Raw genomic sequence first — 19,243 nt, forward strand, 5'->3', positions numbered from 1 at the left:
CCAGTCGTCCGAAGGCTCTCGGCCTCACTCGTTGCCCGAGGCGCCCTCGATGGACAGCGCCACGAAGCGCGGCTCCCCGGCGCGCTGCACCAGCAGCAGCACCGACCGCCGCCCGGCTTCCTCGGCCGCCTCGACGACGGCCGTGAAGTCGTCCGTCGTCACGATGGGCTGCTGCCCCGCCTCGGTGATGATGTCGCCCGGCTCGATGCCCTTCTCGGCCGCGTCCGAGGCCGGATCGACCTCGGTGACGATCAGCCCTTCGATGTCGAGGTTGCCGGGGATGTCGAACCGCTCGTGCAGCTCCGGCGTCTGCTGCGACAGCGTCAGGCCCAGGCCCTCGACCTCGCCGCCGCCGTCCTGCGGCGCGGCGTCCGCCGAGGCCGGCACCGCGCCCTCGGCCTCCTCGCGGCGGCCCAGCGTCACCTGGAGCGTCACCCGCTCGCCGTCGCGCAGCACCTCCATCGGCACCGTCTCGCCCACGGGCGCGGCCGCCACCTTCCGCACCAGCTCGTGGGTGTCGGCCACCGGCTCGTCGTTGAAGGTCACGATCACGTCGCCCGATTCGATGCCCGCGTCCGCCGCCGGCCCCTCGGGCACGTCCGTCACCAGCGCGCCGTTCGCCGCCTCCAGGCCCGCGATGGCGTCCACCATGTCCGGCGTCACGTCCTGGATGCGGACGCCCAGCCAGCCGCGCCGGGTCTCGCCGAACTCCTGGAGCTGCGCCACCACGTCGCGCACCACGTTCGACGACATCGCGAAGCCGATGCCGATCGACCCGCCGGTGGGCGACAGGATCGCCGTGTTCACGCCGATGACCTTGCCCTCCATGTTGAAGAGCGGCCCGCCCGAGTTGCCCCGGTTGATGGCGGCGTCGGTCTGGATGTAGTCGTCGTAGGTCCCCGACAGCTCGCGGTCGCGGGCCGAGACGATCCCGGCCGAGACCGAGAAGCCCTGGCCCAGCGGGTTGCCCATCGCCAGCACCCAGTCGCCGACGCTGGACCCCTCGCCCTCCGAATCGCCGAACTCCACGAAGGGCAGGTCGGCCGCGTCCACCTTGAGCAGCGCCACGTCGGTGTCGCGGTCGGTGCCGACCAGCTCGGCGTCCATGACCTCGCCCGAGAAGAACTCGATCTGGATCTCGTCGGCGCCCTCGATGACGTGGTTGTTGGTGACGATGTAGCCGTCCGAGGAGATCACGAAGCCCGAGCCCAGCGCCTGGCTGCGCTGCGGGCGGCCGTTCTCGCCCTGGAGGTCGTTGAAGAAGTCCTCGAAGGGCGAGCCCTCGGGCACGAGGCCCTGCGGCCCGGCCTGCGCCTCGACGATGCTGGTGGTGGTGATGTTGACGACCGCCGGGCTCACCTGCTCGGCAAGGTCGGCGAAGCTCATGGGCCGGGTGTCGTCGGGCGTCTGCACCGGCTGGTCGGGGGTCAGGGCGGCGTCGGGCGACTGCGCGCCCGGAACCTGCGTGGCGGCGTCCTGCGCCGAGAGCGGCAGCACGGCGGAGAGCGAGAGCGCCGTCCCGAGCATCAGCGCGGCGGCGCCGGCCGGACGGATCGCCAGGGATGTCGCGAGGGTCTTGAAGGTCACGATCGGCTCCTTGCAGGGCGGCCCCGGGCCGCCGGAATGGGGCGACCCCCGGCGCGGGCCCGACTGGGGGCCCCGGGGGTCGTTGTCCTGGAACATCGGCGCGCGGGCCGTCCTTCGCAACGCAAACTCGTCTCGCGCGGCGTCAAGACGGTGTGAGAAATCATGTCAGCCCGGCGCCCAGGAGCCGCCCCGCCCAGAGCAGCGCGAGCCCCAGCGCCAGCGCCGCGAGCCCCGCGAGCCGCCGCTCCTCGACCGACAGGCCGCGGAGCAGCGCGAGGAGCTGCTCCACGAGGCCGGGCGCGAGGACCCAGAGCAGGCCCTCGGCCACCAGCACGAGGCCCAGCGCCACGAGCGCGAGGCCCATCTCAGGGCGCGGCGGCGGGAGCCGTGGTCGCGCCGGTCCCGGCCGCCGGGGCGGCGGCGGGAGCCGGGGCGGTGGTGGCGGGAGCGGGGACGGCCTGCGCCGTCGCGCCGCGGCCCGCGCCGCCATAGAGGTAGTCGAAGAACGCGTTGTCGGGCGTCAGCACCATCGTCGAGTTGCTGCCCTGGAGCGCCTGCCGATAGGCCTGCATGGAGCGGTAGAACTGGAAGAACTCCTCGTCCGCCCCGTAGGCCTCGGCGAAGATGCGGTTGGCCTCGGCATCGGCCTCGCCCTGCGTCACCTGCGCGTCGCGCTGCGCCTCCGAGACCGTCTCGGTCACCGTCCGGTCGGCGGTGGCGCGAATGCGCTGAGCCGCCTCGTTGCCGCGCGCGATCTCGTCGGCGGCCTCGCGCTCCCGCTCGGCGCGCATCCGGGCGAAGGTCGCCTCCAGGTTCTGCGCCGGCAGGTTGGTGGTCTTGAGCCGCACGTCCACGACGTTCAGCCCCAGGCTCTCGGCCTCGACCTGCGCGCCGTCGCGGATGCGGTTCATCAGCGACCGGCGGTCGGCCGACAGGATCGTGTCCGAGGTCACCTGGTCGCTGCCCAGCACCTCGCGGATCTGGGCGTTGAGGATGTCGTTCAGCCGGTCGTCGGCGAGGGGCACGCCGCCCGCGCCCACCGCCTGCCGGAAACGGACCACGTCGGCGATGCGGTAGCGCGCGAAGGCATCCACCACGAGCCGGCGGTCGTCCGAGGGCGTCACCTCGATCGTGTCGGTGTCGAGGCTCAGGATGCGGTCGTCGTATTTCACGACCTGCTGGATGAACGGGATCTTGAAGCCGAGCCCCGGCTCCTCCCTCACCTGACGGATCTGCCCGAACTGGATGACCAGGGCCTTCTCGCGCTCGTCCACGACGAAGATGGAGGACAGCAGCAGCACGAGGGCGAGGCCCAGCGCGACCAGGGCGGCGGTGGCGTTGCGGCGCATGGTCAATTCCCCGTGCTGATGGTGGCGGTGGCGGCCGGGGCCGCCTGCGGCGAAAGCTGGACCTGCGGCGCGGTCCCCGTCCCGCCCTGCGGCGCGGGCCGCACGAGCTGGTCGAGCGGGAGGAAGGGCACCACGCCCTGGCCGCCGCCCTCGCCGCCCGCGACGCTGGAATCGAGGATGATCTTGTTCACGCCGCCCAGGACCCTTTCCATGGTCTCGATGTAGATGCGTTCGCGCGTCACGTCCTCGGCGTTGCGGTATTCGTTCAGCACCGCAGAGAAGCGCGAGGCCTCGCCGGCCGCGTTGTTGATGGTCTGCGCCCGGTAGGCCTCGGCGCCTTCGATGATCTGCGCGGCCTGCCCCCGCGATTCGGCCAGGACGCGGTTCGCGTAGGCGTCCGCCTGCCGCTGGAGCCGGTCGCGCTCCTGCTCAGCGGCCTGCACGGCGCGGAAGGCGTCGATCACCTCGGCCGGCGGGTCGGCCCGGCCCAGGGTGACGCGCAGGACGTTGATGCCGCTCTCGTAGGCGTCGAGCGTGGCCTGGATGCTGTCCCGCGCCGTCAGCGCGATCTGCTCGCGGTCGCGGTTCAGGATGGGGGCGAGGTTCGAGGCCGCGATGATCTCGCGCATGACCGATTCCGACACGGCGCGCACCGTCGCCTCGGGGTCCGAGATGTTGAACAGGAGCTGCGAGGGATCGCTGACGTTCCAGACCACCTGGAACCCGATGTCCACGATGTTGGCATCCGTGGTCAGCATAAGCCCGCCATCGTCCGCCGCCGTCCCCGCCGCCGTGCCCGACGCCGTGCCCGACGCCGCGCCCGCGCCCGCGCCCGCGCCGATGCTTTCCGTCCGCTCGGTGGTGGTGGACACGACCTGATAGGTGACGAGGGGCCAGGGCGCGAAGTTCAGGCCCTCGGTGCCGATGTCCGAGAACTCGCCCAGGAACAGCTCGACCGACTGCTCGTTGGTCTGCACCGTGTAGATCGACATGAACCCCCAAAGGAGCGCCAGCGCCCCCGCGCCGATCAGCAGCGTCCCGCGCGTCAGGCGCGGCCCGTCGCCGCCGCCCCGCATCGGCGGCGGCACCCCGCCGCGCCCGCCCATCAGCACGCGGAGCTGCTCGCGCCCCCGGTTCACGAGCTGGTCGATCTCGGGGATCTGCGGCCCGTCCCCCGGACGGCGCGGCGGGCGCCGGTCCTCGGGCCGGCGGTCGTCGTCGCCCCCGCCGTTGCCGCCGCCGCGATTGCCGCCCCACGGGCCTCCGTTCGCCATCGTCCGATATCCCCCTGATGTTCGCCTTCTAGCTGGTCACGCCGGGCGCAAAAGACAAGCCCGCCCGTCCCCTCAGTCCCGTCCCCACCCCGTCTCAGCCCCGTCTCAGCCCCGCCGCGCCGGCGTCCGCAGCGTCACGATCTCCTCGGCCATGGTCGGGTGCACCGCCACCGTCCGGTCGAAGTCCTCCTTGGTCGCCCCCATCCGCACCGCCACGGCGGCGAGCTGGATCATCTCCCCGGCTTCCGGGGCGACGATGTGGCAGCCCAGCACCTTGCGCGTCGCCTGGCTGACGATCAGCTTCATCAGCACCCGGTCGGGCCGCCCGGCGAAGGCCGTCCGCATCGGGCGGAAGGTGGTGGCGTAGACCTCGATCGGCTCGCGCGCCCGCGCCTCCTCCTCGGTCAGCCCCACCGCCCCGTATTCCGGCTGGGTGAAGATCGCCGACGGCACCATCTCGTGATCGACCGGGGTCGGCACCCCCTCGAAGACCGTCCGCACGAAGGCCATGGCGTCGCGGATCGCCACCGGCGTCAGCGCCGGCCGCTCGGTCGCGTCGCCCAGCGCGTAGACCGACGGCACCGGCGTCTGCGAATACCCGTCCACCGGGACATAGCCCCGCCGCCCGAGGTCGAGCCCCAGCGCCTCCAGCCCGAGCCCCGCCGTGTTGGGCTCCCGCCCCGTGGCGAAAAGCACGGCGTCGAAGACCCGATCCTCGCCCATGGTCGTCTTGACGCGCACCGGCCCGCCAGCGCCCTCGGGGCGCGAGCGCGGGGCCTGCTCCCCGGCCGGCAGGTCGAAGTCGTCCTCGGGCGCCCCCATCATCTTGATGTCGGTCCCCGTCCGCAGGTCGATGCCCCGCGCCCGGATCGATTCGGCCACCAGCCCCCGCGCCTCCTCGTCGAAGCCGCGCAGGATCTGCGCGCCCCGGTAGATCTGCGTGACCTCCACGCCCAGCCCGTTCAGGATGCAGGCCATCTCGCAGGCGATGTAGCCGCCCCCCACGATCAGGACGCTGCGCGGCAGCTCCTCCATCAGGAACACGTCGTCCGACACCATCCCCATCCCGGCGCAGGGGATGTCGGGCCGCACCGGCCGCCCCCCCGTCGCGATCAGGATATGCGCCGCCGTCACCGCCTCGCCGGTGGACAGCCGCACCGTGTGGGCGTCCTCCAGCACCGCGCGGGCGTCGTGCACGCGCACCCCCGACCCGTCCAGCAGCTTGCGGTAGACCCCTTCCAGCCGGTCCAGCTCGGCGTGCAGGTGCGCGCGGAACGCCGGCCAGTCGAAGGCCCCCTCCCCGAAGGTCCAGCCATAGCGCAGCGCCGTCTCGTGGACCTCGCTGAACTGGCTGGCGAAGACCATCAGCTTCTTGGGCACGCAGCCCCGGATGACGCAGGTGCCGCCCATCCGGCTCTGCTCGGCCAGCGCCACCCGAGCGCCGGTCTGCGCGGCCATGCGCGCCGCCCGCACCCCGCCCGAGCCGCCGCCGATCACGAACAGGTCCACGTCGAAGGCCATCAGCCCAGCACCTCCCCGAAGACGTTGTCCTGACCCGCGAAGGGGAACCGGCCCTGCGCGATGTCCACCACCCGCGCCGACCCGTCCGCCGCGCCCAGAACCAGCGTGTCGGCGATGTCGGTGAACAGCCCGTTCTCCACCACGCCGGGGATGCGGTTCAGCTCCAGCCCCAGCCGCCGGGGATCGCCGATCCGCCCGAGCCGCAGGTCCACGATGCGGTTGCCCTCGTCGGTGACGAAGGGCGCGTCGCCCGCTTTCCGCAGGGCCATGTCGCGCCCCTCCACGTCCAGGCCCACCAGCGCCTCCCCGATCAGCCGCATCGTCGCGCGCAGGCCAAAGGGGATCACCTCCACCGGCAGCGGGAACCGCCCCAGCGCCGCCACGCGCTTGCCCTCGTCCGCGATGATGACCACGCGGTCCGAGGCGGTCGCCACCACCTTCTCCCAGAGCAGCGCCCCGCCCCCGCCCTTGATGAGGCTCAGTTGCCCGTCCACCTCGTCCGCGCCATCGATCGTCAGGTCGAGCCACCCGGCCTCGTCCAGCGTCACCACGGCGATCCCCTCGGCCCGCGCCAGCGCCGCCGTCCCCGAGGAGGTCGGCACGGCGGCGATCCGCAGCCCTTCGCCCCGCACCCGCTCGCCCAGCCGCCGGACCAGGAACGCCGCCGTGGAGCCGGTCCCGAGGCCGACCTTCATGCCGTCCTCCACCATCTCGGCGGCCCGCAGCGCGCTGGCCCTCTTGGCGATGTCGGAAGGGGACAGGGTCGCGGTCATGGGGCTCATCCTCGCGTCAAGGCTCGACCGGGGGTATAGGCCCCTTCCGCCCCGGGGGCGAGTCCGCGCATCCCACGGAGGCCACCCGCGCCCCGGTCCTCCTCTCCGTCCCCGACCCGTCCCCGCCGCAGGGTGCGTGGTTCCCGCGCCTCCCTGACGCGCGGGTTCACGCCCCGCGCCCCGGCCCCCGCCACCCCCCGGCCCGCTTCGTGCAGCCAAAGCGTCGCATTCGTCCAACCCCGCGCCCCGCCCCCGTGCGAGGGTGTCGCGCATGACGCCGCTCCGCCTGCACTACGCCCCCGACAACGCCTCGCTCTGCGTCCGCCTCGCGCTCCTGCGCGCCGGCGTCCCGTTCGAGACCGTCCTCGTGGACCGCCGGACCCGCGCGCAGAAGGCGCCCGCCCACCTCGCGGTGAACCCCAACGGCCTCATCCCCGCGCTGGAGACGCCCCAGGGCCCCATCTGGGAGACCGGCGCGATCCTCCTCTGGCTCGCCGACCGGCACGGCGCGGACCTCGCCCCCGCGCCGGACCACCCCGACCGGGGCGCGGTGCTCGCCTGGCTGTTCTGGCTGTCGAACACCTTGCACCCGGCGCTCCGCATCCTTTTCTATCCCGAGACGCACGTCGCGGGCGACCCCGCCCCCCTCGTCGCGCGCACCAGGGACCGGATCGCCGCCATGCTCGACATCCTGGAGGACGGGACGCCCCGCCTCGGCCCCTGGCTGGGGGGCGAGCGGTCCTCGATCCTCGACTGCTACCTCGGCCCGATGCTCCGCTGGCTCGCGCTCTATCCCCAGGGCGCGACCGGCTGGTTCGACCTCGCCCGCTGGCCCCGGCTCCTCGCCGTCGCCCGCCGCATGGACGCCCGGCCCGAGACCGCCGCCGCCAGCGCCGCCGAGGGGCTCGGCCCCACGCCGTTCAGCGCCCCCGTCCTCCCCTCCCCGCCCGAAGGCAGCCCCCTCTGATGTTCCTCAGCGTCTTCGACATGTTCAAGGTCGGCATCGGCCCCTCCTCCTCGCACACGATGGGGCCGATGGTCGCCGGCGCGCGCTTCCTCGACCTGCTGCGCGCCCAGCCCTTCCGGGTCTTCGGCCTGCGCGCCTCGCTGCACGGCTCGCTCGCCTTCACCGGCGTCGGCCACGCCACCGACCGCGCGACGATCCTCGGCCTCGCGGGCTTCACCCCCGCCGACTACGACGCCGACCGCGCCGAGGCCGCGCTGGCCCGCATCCGCGAGACGCGCGAGGTCGCGCCCGAGGGCCTGCCGCCGCTGCGCTTCGACCCGGCCCGCGACCTCGCCTTCGACTACGGCCCCGCGCTGCCCGGCCACGCCAACGGCCTGATCCTGCGCGGGCTCGACCCCCAGGGCGACGTGATCGTCGAGGAGACCTACTACTCCATCGGCGGCGGCTTCGTCCTCACGGCCGCCGAACTTGCGGGGGGCCGCGCCACCGACGACGGCCCCCCCGTCCCCTATCCCTTCGACACCGCCGCCACGATGCTGCGGATGGCCCGCGACTCCCGCCTGTCCATCGCCGAGATGAAGCGCCGCAACGAGCTGACCCGGCGCGACCCCGCCGCCCTCGACGCGGGCCTCCGCCGCATCTGGGAGGTGATGAACGCCTGCATCGACCGCGGCCTCGCCTCCGACGGCATCCTCCCCGGCGGCCTTCAGGTGAAGCGCCGCGCCATGGGCATCCACCGCTCGCTGCTGGCCGAGCGCGGGCTCAACCTCACCGCGCCCCACACCATCAACGACTGGATGTCCGCCTACGCCATGGCGGTGAACGAGGAGAACGCGGCCGGCGGGCAGGTCGTCACCGCCCCCACCAACGGCGCGGCGGGCGTCGTTCCCGCGACCATCCGCTACTGGCTCGACCACGTGCCGGGCGCGTCCCCCCGCCAGATCCCCGACTTCCTGCTGACCGCCGCCGCCATCGGCGGCCTCATCAAGTACAACGCCTCCATCTCCGGGGCCGAATGCGGCTGCCAGGCTGAGGTCGGCTCCGCCTCCGCCATGGCCGCCGCCGGGCTCGCCGCCGTCCTCGGCGGCACGCCCATGCAGGTGGAGAACGCCGCCGAGATCGCCCTCGAACACCACCTCGGCATGACCTGCGACCCCGTGCGCGGCCTCGTGCAGGTCCCCTGCATCGAGCGCAACGGCCTCGGCGCGATCAAGGCCGTCTCGGCGGCCTCGCTGTCGATGCGCGGCGACGGCACCCACCTCGTCCCCCTCGACGCCGCCATCGAGACGATGCGCCAGACCGGCGAGGACATGCACACCAAGTACAAGGAAACCTCGCTCGGCGGCCTCGCCGTCAACGTCCCCAACTGCTGACGCCTCAGCCCGCCCCGAACTGCGCCCCGAACAGCCCCGCGATCTCCTTCAGCGCCCGCGCGCGGATCGCCGGGGCCTCCATCAGCACCTCGTGCCGCGCGCCCGTCAGCACCGCCAGCCGCGCGCCGGGCCAGCTCGCCACCCGCCGCCGGATGCGGCTCGGGTCCACGACGATCTCCTCGGTCCCGACCAGCGCCAGCGCCGGCACCTCCGGCAGCCGCGCCGTCATCAGCCGCCGCATCTCGCGCAGCGCCTCGTTCAGCCAATGGAGCGACGGCCCGCCCAGGCCCAGCTCCGGCTCGGCCACCACCTGCCCCTTGATCCACTCGAAGGTCTCGCGGTCCGAGGTCAGCGTGTTCCCGGCGAAGTCGCACCGCGCGATGTAGACGCTGGGCTCCTGCCCCGGCGTGAGCAGGTGCCCGAGCCCGAGCTGCCGCCCCATCTCCGACACCGACCAGGCCACGGGCTTCAGCGCCCCCGTCATCTGGATGCCCCACATCGGCGCCGAGAACGCCGCCGACCGCACCGGCAGCCCCTCGATCAGCGACCGCAAGCCGATCGCGCCCCCCATGCTGTGCGCGAGCAGATGCCATGGCTCGGGCAGCCCCAGCGCCCGCCCATGCGCCACCAGGGCCGCCACGTCGAGCTGGTAGTCCCCGAACCGCTCCACGTGCCCGAGGAAGCGGTCCGCCTTCAGCCGCTCGGACAATCCCTGCCCGCGCCAGTCCACCACCAGCGTGGCAAAGCCCAGCCGCAGCAGGTCCGCCGCCACCCGCCCGTACTTCTCGGCGTATTCCGTGCGCCCCGCGAACAGGAGCACCGTCCCCTTCGTGGCCTCGCGCCCCCAATGCACGGCGCGCAGCCGCACCCCGTCCGCCGCCACGATCCACCGCGCCGCTCCGTCCCCCGGCCCCTGCGCGAGCAGCGCGTGCAGCGGCGCGGCGCGATGATCCGTCCCGTCCGGCACCCTCAGGCCAGGACCGAGGCCAGCCGCATCGCCGCGCCCATGTCGCCATCGAGCGCGAGCTTGCCGGACATGAAGGCCGACGTGGCGTTGAGCCGCCCCTCCAGGATGTCGCGGAACACCTCGGGCGTGGCGGTCAGCGTCACCTCCGCCGGCCCCTCGCCGACCCGCGCCTCGCCCCGGTCCACGAAGAGGCTGCCCTCGCCGGTCAGCACGAACATGGCGGTGCCGTCGAAGCTCCGCCCCTTCATCCGCTCGTTCAGGGCCGTCACGGCCTCCTGCACCACGTCGCTCATCCCATCGCCTTTCCGTCCTGTGAAGACCCGCCCTCTGGCTTTCGCCGCGCAAAGGGCTACAGAAGGGTTATGGGACCACGCCCCCTCCGCTTCAAATCTACCCTGACGGCATTTCTCGCCGCAGTGTGGTTTTCCGCACCGCTCGCCGCCCAGGACGCCGCGCCCGCCGCGCCCATGCCCACCGCCGAGAGGGAGGCCGACCTCCTCCGCCAGCTCCGCGAGGCCGAGAGCCCCCAGGCGGCCGAGCGCGTCGCCGGGGAGCTGCGGGGCCTCTGGTCCCGCTCCGGCTCCGCCGCCATCGACCTCCTGCTGCGGCGCGGCCAGGACGCCCTCGAACAGGGCCGCCCCGAGGAGGCCGCCGAGCACTTCACCGCCGCCATCGACTGGGCGCCCGACTTCGCGGAGCCCTATGTCGGCCGCGCCTCGGCCTTCTACCTGACGGGCCGCGCCGGCCCCGCCATCGACGACCTGCGGCAGGCCCTCGTCCTCAACCCCGACGACTGGGAGGCGCTCCAGGGCTTCGCCGCCATCCTCGACGAGGTGGGCCGCCCCGCCGACGCCCTTGAAGTCTGGCGCCGCGTCCACGACATGCACCCGCAGAACCCGGAGGCGGCGGCGGCCGTCAGCCGCCTCGCGGCCGAGACCGAAGGCCAGACCCTCTAGCCGCCCCCTGACGCGCAAAAGGCGCGGAGATCCCATGCAAGCCTCCCGCGTCACGGCCGTCCTCGGCCCGACGAACACCGGCAAGACCCATTACGCCATCGAGCGGATGCTCGCCCACCGGACCGGCGTCATCGGCCTGCCGCTGCGCCTCCTCGCGCGCGAGGTCTACGACCGCATCGTCGCCCTGCGCGGCCCCTCGGTCGTGGCGCTGGTCACGGGCGAGGAGCGGATCGTCCCCGACCGCGCCGCCTACTGGGTCTGCACCGTCGAGGCGATGCCCGACGGCATGGGCGCCGACTTCCTCGCGGTGGACGAGATCCAGCTCTGCGCCGACCCGGAACGCGGCCACGTCTTCACCGACCGCCTCCTCCACGCGCGGGGCCTGCACGAGACGCTGTTCCTCGGCTCCCTCACCATGCGGAACGCCATCGCGGGCCTCGTGCCGAACGTGCAGTTCCTCACCCGCGACCGATTCAGCACCCTCACCTACACCGGCCCCAAGAAGATCAGCCGGATGCCCGAGCGCGCCGCCATCGTCGGCTTCTCGGTGGAGAACGTCTACGCCATCGCCGAGTTCATCCGCCGCACGCGCGGCGGCGCGGCGGTGGTGATGGGCGCGCTCTCGCCCCGCACCCGCAACGCGCAGGTCCAGCTCTACCAGAACGGCGACGTGGATTTCCTCGTCGCCACCGACGCCATCGGCATGGGCCTCAACCTCGACATCTCCCATGTCGCCTTCTCCGGCCTGCTCAAGTTCGACGGCCACCGGATGCGCGAGCTGGCCCCCGACGAGCTGGGCCAGATCGCCGGCCGCGCCGGGCGGCACACACAGAACGGCACCTTCGGCGTCACCGGCGAGGCCCCGGACCTCGACGCGGAGGTGGTCCACGCCATCGAGAACCACCAGTTCCGCCCCGTCACCCGCCTGATGTGGCGCAACTCCCGCCTCCAGTTCGGCAGCGTGAAACGCCTCCTCCAGACCTTGGAGGAGCGCACCGACGACCCCTGGCTCGGCCGCGTCCGCGAATCCGACGACCTCGGCGCGCTCCGGGCGCTCGCGGGCGACGCCGAGGTGGCGGCCCGCGCCACCGACGGCCCCAGCGTCAAGCTCCTCTGGGACGTGTGCCGCATCCCCGACTTCCGCGGCATCTCCAAGGGCGAGCACGCGGCCCTCCTCGGCCAGATCTTCAACTTCCTGCACGAGAAGGGCCGCGTCCCCGCCGAATGGCTGGGCGAATCCGTCCGCCGCATCGACCGCGCCGACGGCGACATCGACACATTGTCGAAGCGGCTGGCCTATATCCGCACCTGGACCTACGTGGCGCAGCGCAAGGGCTGGGTCGGCGACGAGGGTTATTGGCGCGAGGAGACTCGCAAGGTAGAAGACCGCCTGTCGGATGCGCTGCACCAGGCTCTGACGGAACGTTTCGTGGACCGGCGGACGAGCGCGCTCGCCCGGCGGCTCAGGCAAAGGGAGGTCCTCGTGGCCGAAGTCGATGACAAGGGCGCCGTGACGGTCGAGGGGCACGCCGTGGGCCGCCTCGAAGGGTTCCGCTTCCGCGCGGACCGCGCCGCCAACCCTGACGAGGCGCGCACCCTGCGCCAGGCGGCGGCCCAGGCGCTCGCGCCGCAGTTCCACCTGCGCGCCGACCGCTTCTACAACGCCCCCGACACCGAGATCGACTTCACGGAACAGGGCGGCCTCATGTGGGGCGAGCACGCCGTCGGCCGGCTCGCCAAGGGCAGCGAGCCCCTCAAGCCCGAGGTCGTGGCCTTCGTGGACGAGGAGGCGGGCCCCGAGGTCGCGCAGAAGGTGCAGCGCCGCCTCCAGCACTTCCTGGACCGCAAGATCGCCGCCGCGATGGAGCCGCTCCTCAACCTCGGGCGTGACGAGACGCTGACCGGCCTCGCCAAGGGCTTCGCCTACCGCATGGTCGAAGCGCTGGGCATCCTGCCGCGCGGCGACGTGGCCGAGGACGTCAAGGCGCTCGATCCCCCCGCCCGCTCGGCGCTCCGCAAGCACGGGATCCGGCTCGGCCAGTTCACCGTGTTCCTGCCCGCGCTCCTCAAGCCCGCGCCGACCCGCCTGCGCCTCGTGCTCTGGTCGCTCTGGAAGGGGCTCGACGAGTTCCCCTCCGCCCCGCCCGCCGGCCACGTCACCGTGCCCGCGACGCAAGGCGCCCCCCAGGGCTTCTGGGCCATGGCCGGCTACCGCGCCGCCGGCGACCGCGCCATCCGCATCGACATGCTCGAACGCCTGGCCGACATGCTGCGCGACCGCGACTCCAAGGCCGGCTTCGAGGCCGCGCCCGAGATGCTGTCGATCACCGGCCTGTCGCTCGAAGCCTTCTCCAAGCTGATGGAAGGCCTGGGCTACCGCGCCGAGAAGGGCGAGCGTCCCAAGACCCGCGCGCCCAAGGCCGCCGCCGCGCCCGAAACCCCCGTGGCCCCGCCTGTCGAGGAGCCCCCGGCGACCCCGCCGCAGGAAACGCCCACCCCCGGCGAGACCCCGTCCGAGGACCCGTCCCCCGCGCCCGACGCGCCGCCCTCCGAGCCCGCCGAGGTTCCCCAGCCCGACATCCCCGACCCGATGCCCGGCAGCCCGCCCGGCAGCCCGCCCGACAGCCCGCCCGAGGTTCCCTCCGAGGTGCCGGTGGAGGAGCCCGCCGAGGCCCCCGCCCCCGCCCCGACCGAGCTTCCGGGCGACGTGCCGGCGGACCTGCCGGACCTGACGCCGACCGAGATGCCGGGCTCCGACATCCCGATGGAGATGCCCATCGACTCGCCCCTGGAGATGCCCGGCAGCCCCTACGCCGGCTCCCCCGTCGAGGCCTCCGCCGAGCCCGAAGCCGAGCCCGCCGCCGAGCCGGCCGCATCCGCGCCCGCCGAGACGCCTGTGGAGACGCCCGCCGAGACACCTGTCGAGACGGAAACCTTCTACACCTTCACCTGGGGCGGCCGCGCCCAGCGCCGGCAGGGCGAGCGCGGCCCGCGCCCCGAGGGCCGCGAGGGCCGCGGCCCCCGCCGCGACCCCGCAGCCCCCGCCGGCGAGCGTCCGCCGGGCGACCGCCCCCGCGCCGACCGTCCCCAGGGCGAGCGTCGCCCGCGCGAGGAGGGCCAGCCCGCCCGCCGCGACGAGCCGCGCGCCGACCGTGGCCCCCGCCCGGATTCCCGCCCCGACTCCCGCCCCGACCGCGAGGCCGGCAAGGCCCGCGCGCAGGGCGACCGTCCCGAGCGCGGCCCCCGCCCGGATCGCGGCCCGCGCTCCGACCGGCCCGGGGGCGGCCGCGCCCAGTCCTTCGAGGCCCACCCGCCCCGCGAGGACAAGCGCCGCATCGACCCGGACAACCCCTTCGCGGCGGCCTTGGCGGGGTTCAAGCCCAAGTGACGGGCGCGGCCACGTGACCGGCGAAGGGCCGCGCCCGTCCAACCGGCCGACCATCCGGCTCGACAAGTGGCTCTGGCAGGCGCGGTTCCTGAAATCGCGCAGCCTCGCCGCCAATCTCGTGGCCGAGGGGCGCCTGCGCGTGAACGGCCAGCCGACCGACAAGCCCGCCCGCGCCGTGGGGGCGGGCGACGTGCTCACCTTCGCGCTGCACGGCCGCGTCCGCGTCGTCCGCATCCTCGACCTGGGCGACCGGCGCGGCCCCGCCCCCGAGGCGCAGGCCCTCTACGAGGACCTCGCCCCCGCCCCGCCCCCGCCCCCTGCGCTTGAATCCCCCGGGGGGCCGGGTTAGGTCACCCCCCGACCAGGAGAGACCCGACCCCCATGACCTACGTCGTCACCGAGAACTGCATCGCCTGCAAATACACCGACTGCGTGGAGGTTTGCCCCGTCGACTGCTTCTACGAGGGCGAGAACTTCCTGGCGATCCACCCCGACGAGTGCATCGACTGCGGCGTCTGCGAGCCCGAGTGCCCCGCCGACGCCATCCGCCCCGACACCGAGCCCGACATGGCGAAATGGGTCGAGTTCAACCGGAAATACGCCGAGCGCTGGCCCGTCATCACCCTCAAGAAGGACCCGCTCCCCACCGCCCAGGAGATGGACGGCAAGCCCGGCAAGATGACGCTGTTCAGCGAGGCCGCCGGCGAGGGAAGCTGACCGCCCCGGAGCCGCGACCCGCCCCGGAGCCCCGCCCCGCAGCCCCGCCCGCGCGCCGCCCTTCCCCGGCGCGCGCCGATCTGCTATGCTCACGCGCAAATGACGGGCAGGCGCACTTGAAACCTCCGATTCGGCCACCCACCTGAAGCGGGACATCGTTTCGGTTGGGTAACGCATCGCCGCAGGCCGCGCCTGTCCCGGCGTCCGTCGCAGTTCCTGGAAGGATCCCCATGACCAAGACCAAGAAGAGCGAGTTCCGCCCCGACGACTTCGTCGTCTACCCCGCCCATGGCGTCGGCAAGATCGTCTCGGTCGAGGAGCAGGAGGTCGGCGGCTTCAAGCTCGAACTCTTCGTCATCTCCTTCGAGAAGGACAAGATGACCCTGCGCGTGCCCACCAACAAGGCGGCCGAGGCGGGCCTGCGCCCGTTGGCCAACGCCGACACGGTGGCCCATGCGATGAAGACGCTCAAGGGCAAGGCCAAGGTCAAGAAGGCCATGTGGTCCCGCCGGGCGCAGGAGTACGAGCAGAAGATCAACTCGGGCGACCTCATCGCCATCGCCGAGGTGGTGCGCGACCTGCACCGCGCCGACGACCAGCGCGAGCAGAGCTACAGCGAGCGCCAGCTCTACGAGGCCGCGCTGGAGCGCCTGACGCGCGAGATCGCCGCCGTCGCCGGCCGCGACGAGAAGGCGGCGGGCAAGGAGATCGAGGACGTCCTCGTCGGCCGCGCCGCCTGATCCTTCCCCCGTCGTCCTCGCCCGTCCGGCCGCGCCCCCTCCCGAGGCGCGGCCTTCTTCGTGGCCCCCGCCGAGGGGGGCTCTGCCCCCCGTCTCCTGCGGAGACTCCCCCCGGGATATTTGGAGCCAAAGAAGGGCCAGGGACGCGCGCGGCAGGGCGGCGCGCGCCCGGTGCGGTCCCGTGCTTCCCCGGACGGGGGCCCGCCACGGCCGCGCCGGCCCGTGGACGCGGTGGCGGGCGGGCGGCCCGCCCTCCCCCTGTCCCGCCCCGTCCCGGCGTCCTCCACCCCGCAGGGTGCGCGTCTCGCGCACCATCCGCACCCGGCCCCTCGTCCCCCGAACTGCCCCGCCCTTGCGCGCGCGTGACGCGGCGGGCGGGGGCGTTGCGCGGATCGCGCCCGAGCGTTCGTTGCTGTCAGGCGGCGTTAACGTCTCCCTGCGATTCTCTCTCCCGCACGACCACACCAGCGGCTCCCCGCCGCACGGCCCGGCTCGCGTCCGCAGGGGCGGCCAGCCGGCACCGACGGCGGGGGGCGGAAAGGAGAGACAAGGACGAAGGGACGCCCACCCAGGGAAGGGGGGCTCGGACGAACGCGATGGGCCAGCAGCGGCCAGATACCCGGCCCGGGAGAGCGAGGCGCCATCGGCGCCCTCCCGCGATGCCACTGAGACCCAGCCCGCTCAATAGCGGCCGGTGCCCTGCCCTCGCGCGCCCCGCCGCGCCCGGGCCAGGGTAAACCCGGAGGCTTCGCGGGGATTTAGTCTGTGCGGAACCGCCCCCTCTTCCGACCCCAAATGTCCCGGGGCGAGCCGCGCCAGCGGCGAGGGGCAGCGCCGCTCCTTCCCCCGAAGACGCGAAAGGCCCCGCCAACGGCGAGGCCCCTGCATCGGATCGACCCGAAGGCGTCAGGCGGCCGGAGCCGCCGCCAGCTTCGCGATCTCCTTCTTGATCGCCAGCGCGTCCGAGGACAGCTCCTCGTCCTTGGCCTTCTTCAGGAAGGCGTCGAGCCCGCCGCGATGATCCACCGACCGCAGCGCGTGGTTCGAGATCCGCAGGCGGAAGGACCGGCCCAGCGATTCCGATTCCAGCGTCACGTCCTGCAGGTTGGGCAGGTAGCGGCGCTTGGTCTTGTTGTTGGCGTGGGACACGTTGTTGCCCACCATCGGGCCTTTCCCGGTCAGCTCGCACTTGCGCGACATGGCGTTCGTCCTTTGGCAATAGGCCGCGGGACCGCGGCGCGTCATGGGTGGCACCCCGCCCAGGGGCGCCTGAAACAGGTCCGAGGCCCTTAAGCCCTCCACGAGGCGAGGTCAAGCATGGAACGGGCGGCCTAGCCCTCGCGCGGGTCCTCCTCGGTCCCCTCGACGATGCGGAACTCCTCGGCGCCGTCCCAGCCCCGGATCCAGGCGTCGTGCGCCGGGCTGCCCTGCGGATAGGGGCAGTCGCCCCGCGCCACGCCGCGCTCGCAGGCGTCGCGCCCTTCCTCGTAGGGATCGCCGCTCATCGGCTCCATCCTCGCGCCCTCCTCCAGCCCGACCGCCACCTAGCGCGCCCGCCCGCCCGCGCCACGTCAGGCTCCATCCCCCGGCCGCTCCGGCAGCCGCGCCGCCCTGTCCCGCGCCCGCGCCGCCAGCCCCGGCCGCCGTCCCTCGGCCCGCGCCGCGAGCCGCAGCCACCAGCCGCGCGAGCCCGCCCGCGCCGCCCGGTGCGCCGCCCGGATCGCCGCGCCGGTCGTCCGACGCGCCCCCGCCTCCTCCTGCACGACGCGCATCCCGCCCGCGCCCCGCAGCACGCGGATCGCCGGATGTCCGCCGAACCCCAGCCGCACGCGCGCCAACCCCGGGAACAGCCGCGACACCGCGTCGGCATGGCGGAGGTCCTCCGCCACGAAGGGATCGAAGACCAGCAGCCCCCGCAGCCCCGGCATCGCCGAAAGCGCCCCCAGCCGCTCGTCCCAGGCCCCCGCCTCCCCCCGATACCGCCCGTCCCAGGCCGCCACCGGCGACACCTGCGGCGACACCACCACCGCCTGCCGCAGCCCCAGCGCCCCCGCGAGGCGCAGCGCCCCGTAGCCCCCCATCGAGAACCCCAGCGCCTGCGCCCGCCCGGCGCGGACCCCCGCCAGCGCCGCCTCCAGCGCCCGCGTCTCCCCGTTCACGAACCAGTCGTTCGCCCGCGTCTTGATCGCCAGTTGCGAGAACCCCTGCCGCGCGAAGCCCGTCGAGTGGTCGTCCGGGCTGAACCCCCCGCGCCCGTCGCGGCGGTAGTCGAAGGTGACGATCATCCGGTCCGACCGCCCGCGCAGCAGCACCGCGCGCAAGGCGTCGCCGTCGAACACCACCTCCGGGCTCACGCGCCCCCCAGCGCCCGCCGCGCCGCCTCGGGCGGGGACAGCCGCCCCGCCGCCACCGCCTCGCGCAGGTCGCCCGCCAGCCGCCCGTCGCGGTGCAGCCGCGCCAGCGCCAGCGCCATGAACTCCGCCTCGAACCAGCGCAGCCGCTGCTCGGCCCGCAACCGCTGGAGGTGCCCCTCGTCCCGCCGCCAGGACCACAGCCGCTCCACCGCGTCCCAGGCCTCCGCCAGCCCCGCCCCGGTCAGCGCCGAGACGGTCATCACGCGCGGATACCCCTCCGGGTCCATCGCCCGCCGCCGCATCAGCCGCAGCGCGGACGCATAATCCCCCTGCGTGTGCGCCGCCGCCGCCGGGTCGCGGTCGGCCTTGTTCACCAGGATGAGGTCGGCGGCCTCCATCACCCCGCGCTTCACCCCTTGCAGGTCGTCGCCCCCGTGCGGCGCCAGCACCAGCGCGAAGACGTCCGTCATCTCCGCCACCAGCGTCTCGGACTGGCCCACCCCCACGGTCTCCACGATCACCACGTCGAACCCCGCCGCCTCGCAGAGCCGCACCGCCTCGCGCGTGCGCCGCGCGACGCCGCCCAGCTGCCCCCCGGCGGGCGAGGGCCGGATGAACGCGCCCCCCTCGCGCGACAGCCGCTCCATCCGGGTCTTGTCCCCCAGGATCGACCCGCCCGAGCGCTGCGAGGACGGGTCCACCGCCAGCACCGCCACCCGGCTCCCCCGCCCGGCGAGGCGCATCCCCAGCGCCTCGATCAGCGTGGACTTCCCCGCCCCCGGCGTCCCCGACATCCCCAGCCGCAGCGCGCACGGTCCCTCGGGCAGCGTCGCCATCAGCGCCTCGGCGCGGGGCCGATGGTCCTCGCGCGCGCTCTCGACCAGGGTGATCGCGCGGGCGAGCGCGCGGCGGTCGCCCCGGGCGACGGCGGCGGCGAGGGTCTGGGGGTCGGTCATCTCCATGCCGCCAGGAATACCGCGCGCCTCCGCGCTGTCCAGCCGGGCAGGGACCGCCGCTGAAGACTGGCGTCGCAGGGGGGCTTTGCCCCCCGGCTTCGCCTCCCCCCAGGATATTTGAAGCCAAAGAAGCGCCGAGCGCAGCTTGGCCGGCACCCGCCGACACGTCGCGCCACCCCTACGCTCCTCGCGGCTGTCCATCAACTTGGCCCAAATACGCAAGCGACGCCTCCGCCCGCGCCCCGCCCGGCGTTCACCCCGGCGGGCCGAGCATTCCCTCGCAAGGCGGGGCGGAACCGACAGCGGCCACCCCGCGAATCG

19 protein-coding genes are annotated in these 19,243 nt (G+C 73.9%); 7 read left to right on the forward strand and 12 right to left on the reverse strand.

Annotated elements, in window-relative coordinates; all coding sequences use genetic code 11:
- Positions 1–24: 24 nt before the first annotated feature.
- The 6 genes from J2Z33_RS07340 to rpiA form a co-directional block, all read right to left on the reverse strand.
- A complete protein-coding gene (locus J2Z33_RS07340) occupies positions 25–1,527 on the reverse strand; it encodes a Do family serine endopeptidase (protein ID WP_209839848.1) in 1,503 nt (500 codons plus the stop codon).
- Between the two features lie 220 nt (positions 1,528–1,747).
- Positions 1,748–1,951, reverse strand: a complete 204-nt coding sequence (locus tag J2Z33_RS07345; protein WP_209839424.1) for a DUF2065 family protein — start codon at positions 1,949–1,951, stop codon at positions 1,748–1,750.
- Between the two features lies 1 nt (position 1,952).
- The gene (gene hflC / locus J2Z33_RS07350) at positions 1,953–2,936 is read right to left on the reverse strand and encodes a protease modulator HflC (protein ID WP_209839426.1); all 984 of its coding nucleotides are present in this window, start codon (positions 2,934–2,936) and stop codon (positions 1,953–1,955) included.
- Between the two features lie 2 nt (positions 2,937–2,938).
- Positions 2,939–4,210 carry an FtsH protease activity modulator HflK gene (hflK, locus tag J2Z33_RS07355; RefSeq protein WP_209839428.1) on the reverse strand — a complete coding sequence of 424 codons (1,272 nt, stop codon included), beginning with the start codon at positions 4,208–4,210 and terminating at the stop codon, positions 2,939–2,941.
- A 105-nt stretch (positions 4,211–4,315) separates the two neighbouring features.
- Positions 4,316–5,731, reverse strand: a complete 1,416-nt coding sequence (gene gorA / locus J2Z33_RS07360; RefSeq protein ID WP_377110172.1) for a glutathione-disulfide reductase — start codon at positions 5,729–5,731, stop codon at positions 4,316–4,318.
- Entirely contained in the window at positions 5,731–6,504 is a 774-nt protein-coding gene (rpiA, locus tag J2Z33_RS07365; RefSeq protein WP_209839430.1) for a ribose-5-phosphate isomerase RpiA, read from the reverse strand. The genes gorA and rpiA overlap by 1 nt, the downstream gene beginning before the upstream one ends.
- Before the next feature lie 271 nt (positions 6,505–6,775).
- Here rpiA and J2Z33_RS07370 point away from each other — a divergent pair, with 271 nt between their 5' ends.
- Complete coding sequence (locus J2Z33_RS07370; protein WP_209839432.1) at positions 6,776–7,471, forward strand: glutathione S-transferase family protein; 696 nt, start codon at positions 6,776–6,778, stop codon at positions 7,469–7,471.
- A complete protein-coding gene (locus J2Z33_RS07375; protein WP_209839434.1) occupies positions 7,471–8,844 on the forward strand; it encodes an L-serine ammonia-lyase in 1,374 nt (457 codons plus the stop codon). Before J2Z33_RS07370 ends, J2Z33_RS07375 begins: the two co-directional genes overlap by 1 nt.
- Positions 8,845–8,848: 4 nt before the next feature.
- On the opposite strand, the gene J2Z33_RS07380 is transcribed toward J2Z33_RS07375, so the two are convergent.
- Both J2Z33_RS07380 and J2Z33_RS07385 read right to left on the reverse strand, forming a co-directional pair.
- The gene (locus J2Z33_RS07380) at positions 8,849–9,811 is read right to left on the reverse strand and encodes an alpha/beta fold hydrolase (RefSeq protein ID WP_209839436.1); all 963 of its coding nucleotides are present in this window, start codon (positions 9,809–9,811) and stop codon (positions 8,849–8,851) included.
- A 2-nt stretch (positions 9,812–9,813) separates the two neighbouring features.
- The gene (locus J2Z33_RS07385; RefSeq protein WP_209839438.1) at positions 9,814–10,104 is read right to left on the reverse strand and encodes an SCP2 sterol-binding domain-containing protein; all 291 of its coding nucleotides are present in this window, start codon (positions 10,102–10,104) and stop codon (positions 9,814–9,816) included.
- Between the two features lie 69 nt (positions 10,105–10,173).
- On the opposite strand from J2Z33_RS07385, the gene J2Z33_RS07390 reads away from it, so the two are divergent.
- The 5 genes from J2Z33_RS07390 to J2Z33_RS07410 all read left to right on the forward strand — a co-directional run bounded on the left by J2Z33_RS07390 (position 10,174) and on the right by J2Z33_RS07410 (position 15,612).
- On the forward strand, positions 10,174–10,767 hold the full coding sequence (locus J2Z33_RS07390) for a tetratricopeptide repeat protein (RefSeq protein WP_209839440.1): 594 nt from the start codon (positions 10,174–10,176) through the stop codon (positions 10,765–10,767).
- Between the two features lie 34 nt (positions 10,768–10,801).
- Positions 10,802–14,155: a helicase-related protein gene (locus J2Z33_RS07395; RefSeq protein ID WP_209839442.1), complete on the forward strand. Its 3,354-nt coding sequence runs from the start codon at positions 10,802–10,804 to the stop codon at positions 14,153–14,155.
- A gap of 13 nt (positions 14,156–14,168) precedes the next feature.
- Entirely contained in the window at positions 14,169–14,504 is a 336-nt protein-coding gene (locus J2Z33_RS07400) for an RNA-binding S4 domain-containing protein (RefSeq protein ID WP_209839445.1), read from the forward strand.
- A gap of 32 nt (positions 14,505–14,536) precedes the next feature.
- On the forward strand, positions 14,537–14,872 hold the full coding sequence (gene fdxA / locus J2Z33_RS07405; protein ID WP_209839448.1) for a ferredoxin FdxA: 336 nt from the start codon (positions 14,537–14,539) through the stop codon (positions 14,870–14,872).
- Between the two features lie 230 nt (positions 14,873–15,102).
- Complete coding sequence (locus J2Z33_RS07410; protein WP_209839450.1) at positions 15,103–15,612, forward strand: CarD family transcriptional regulator; 510 nt, start codon at positions 15,103–15,105, stop codon at positions 15,610–15,612.
- 906 nt (positions 15,613–16,518) lie between these two features.
- Here J2Z33_RS07410 and rpmB read toward each other — a convergent pair.
- The 4 genes from rpmB to meaB form a co-directional block, all read right to left on the reverse strand.
- Positions 16,519–16,812: a 50S ribosomal protein L28 gene (rpmB, locus tag J2Z33_RS07415; protein WP_209839452.1), complete on the reverse strand. Its 294-nt coding sequence runs from the start codon at positions 16,810–16,812 to the stop codon at positions 16,519–16,521.
- Positions 16,813–16,943: 131 nt separating this feature from the next.
- Complete coding sequence (locus tag J2Z33_RS07420; protein WP_209839454.1) at positions 16,944–17,117, reverse strand: ribosome modulation factor; 174 nt, start codon at positions 17,115–17,117, stop codon at positions 16,944–16,946.
- Between the two features lie 66 nt (positions 17,118–17,183).
- On the reverse strand, positions 17,184–17,966 hold the full coding sequence (locus J2Z33_RS07425; protein WP_209839456.1) for a YqiA/YcfP family alpha/beta fold hydrolase: 783 nt from the start codon (positions 17,964–17,966) through the stop codon (positions 17,184–17,186).
- Entirely contained in the window at positions 17,963–18,928 is a 966-nt protein-coding gene (gene meaB, locus J2Z33_RS07430; protein WP_209839458.1) for a methylmalonyl Co-A mutase-associated GTPase MeaB, read from the reverse strand. The genes J2Z33_RS07425 and meaB overlap by 4 nt, the downstream gene beginning before the upstream one ends.
- Positions 18,929–19,243: the final 315 nt, after the last annotated feature.

The organism is Rubellimicrobium aerolatum (assembly GCF_017872975.1).
Taxonomy (GTDB): Bacteria; Pseudomonadota; Alphaproteobacteria; order Rhodobacterales; family Rhodobacteraceae; genus Rubellimicrobium; species Rubellimicrobium aerolatum.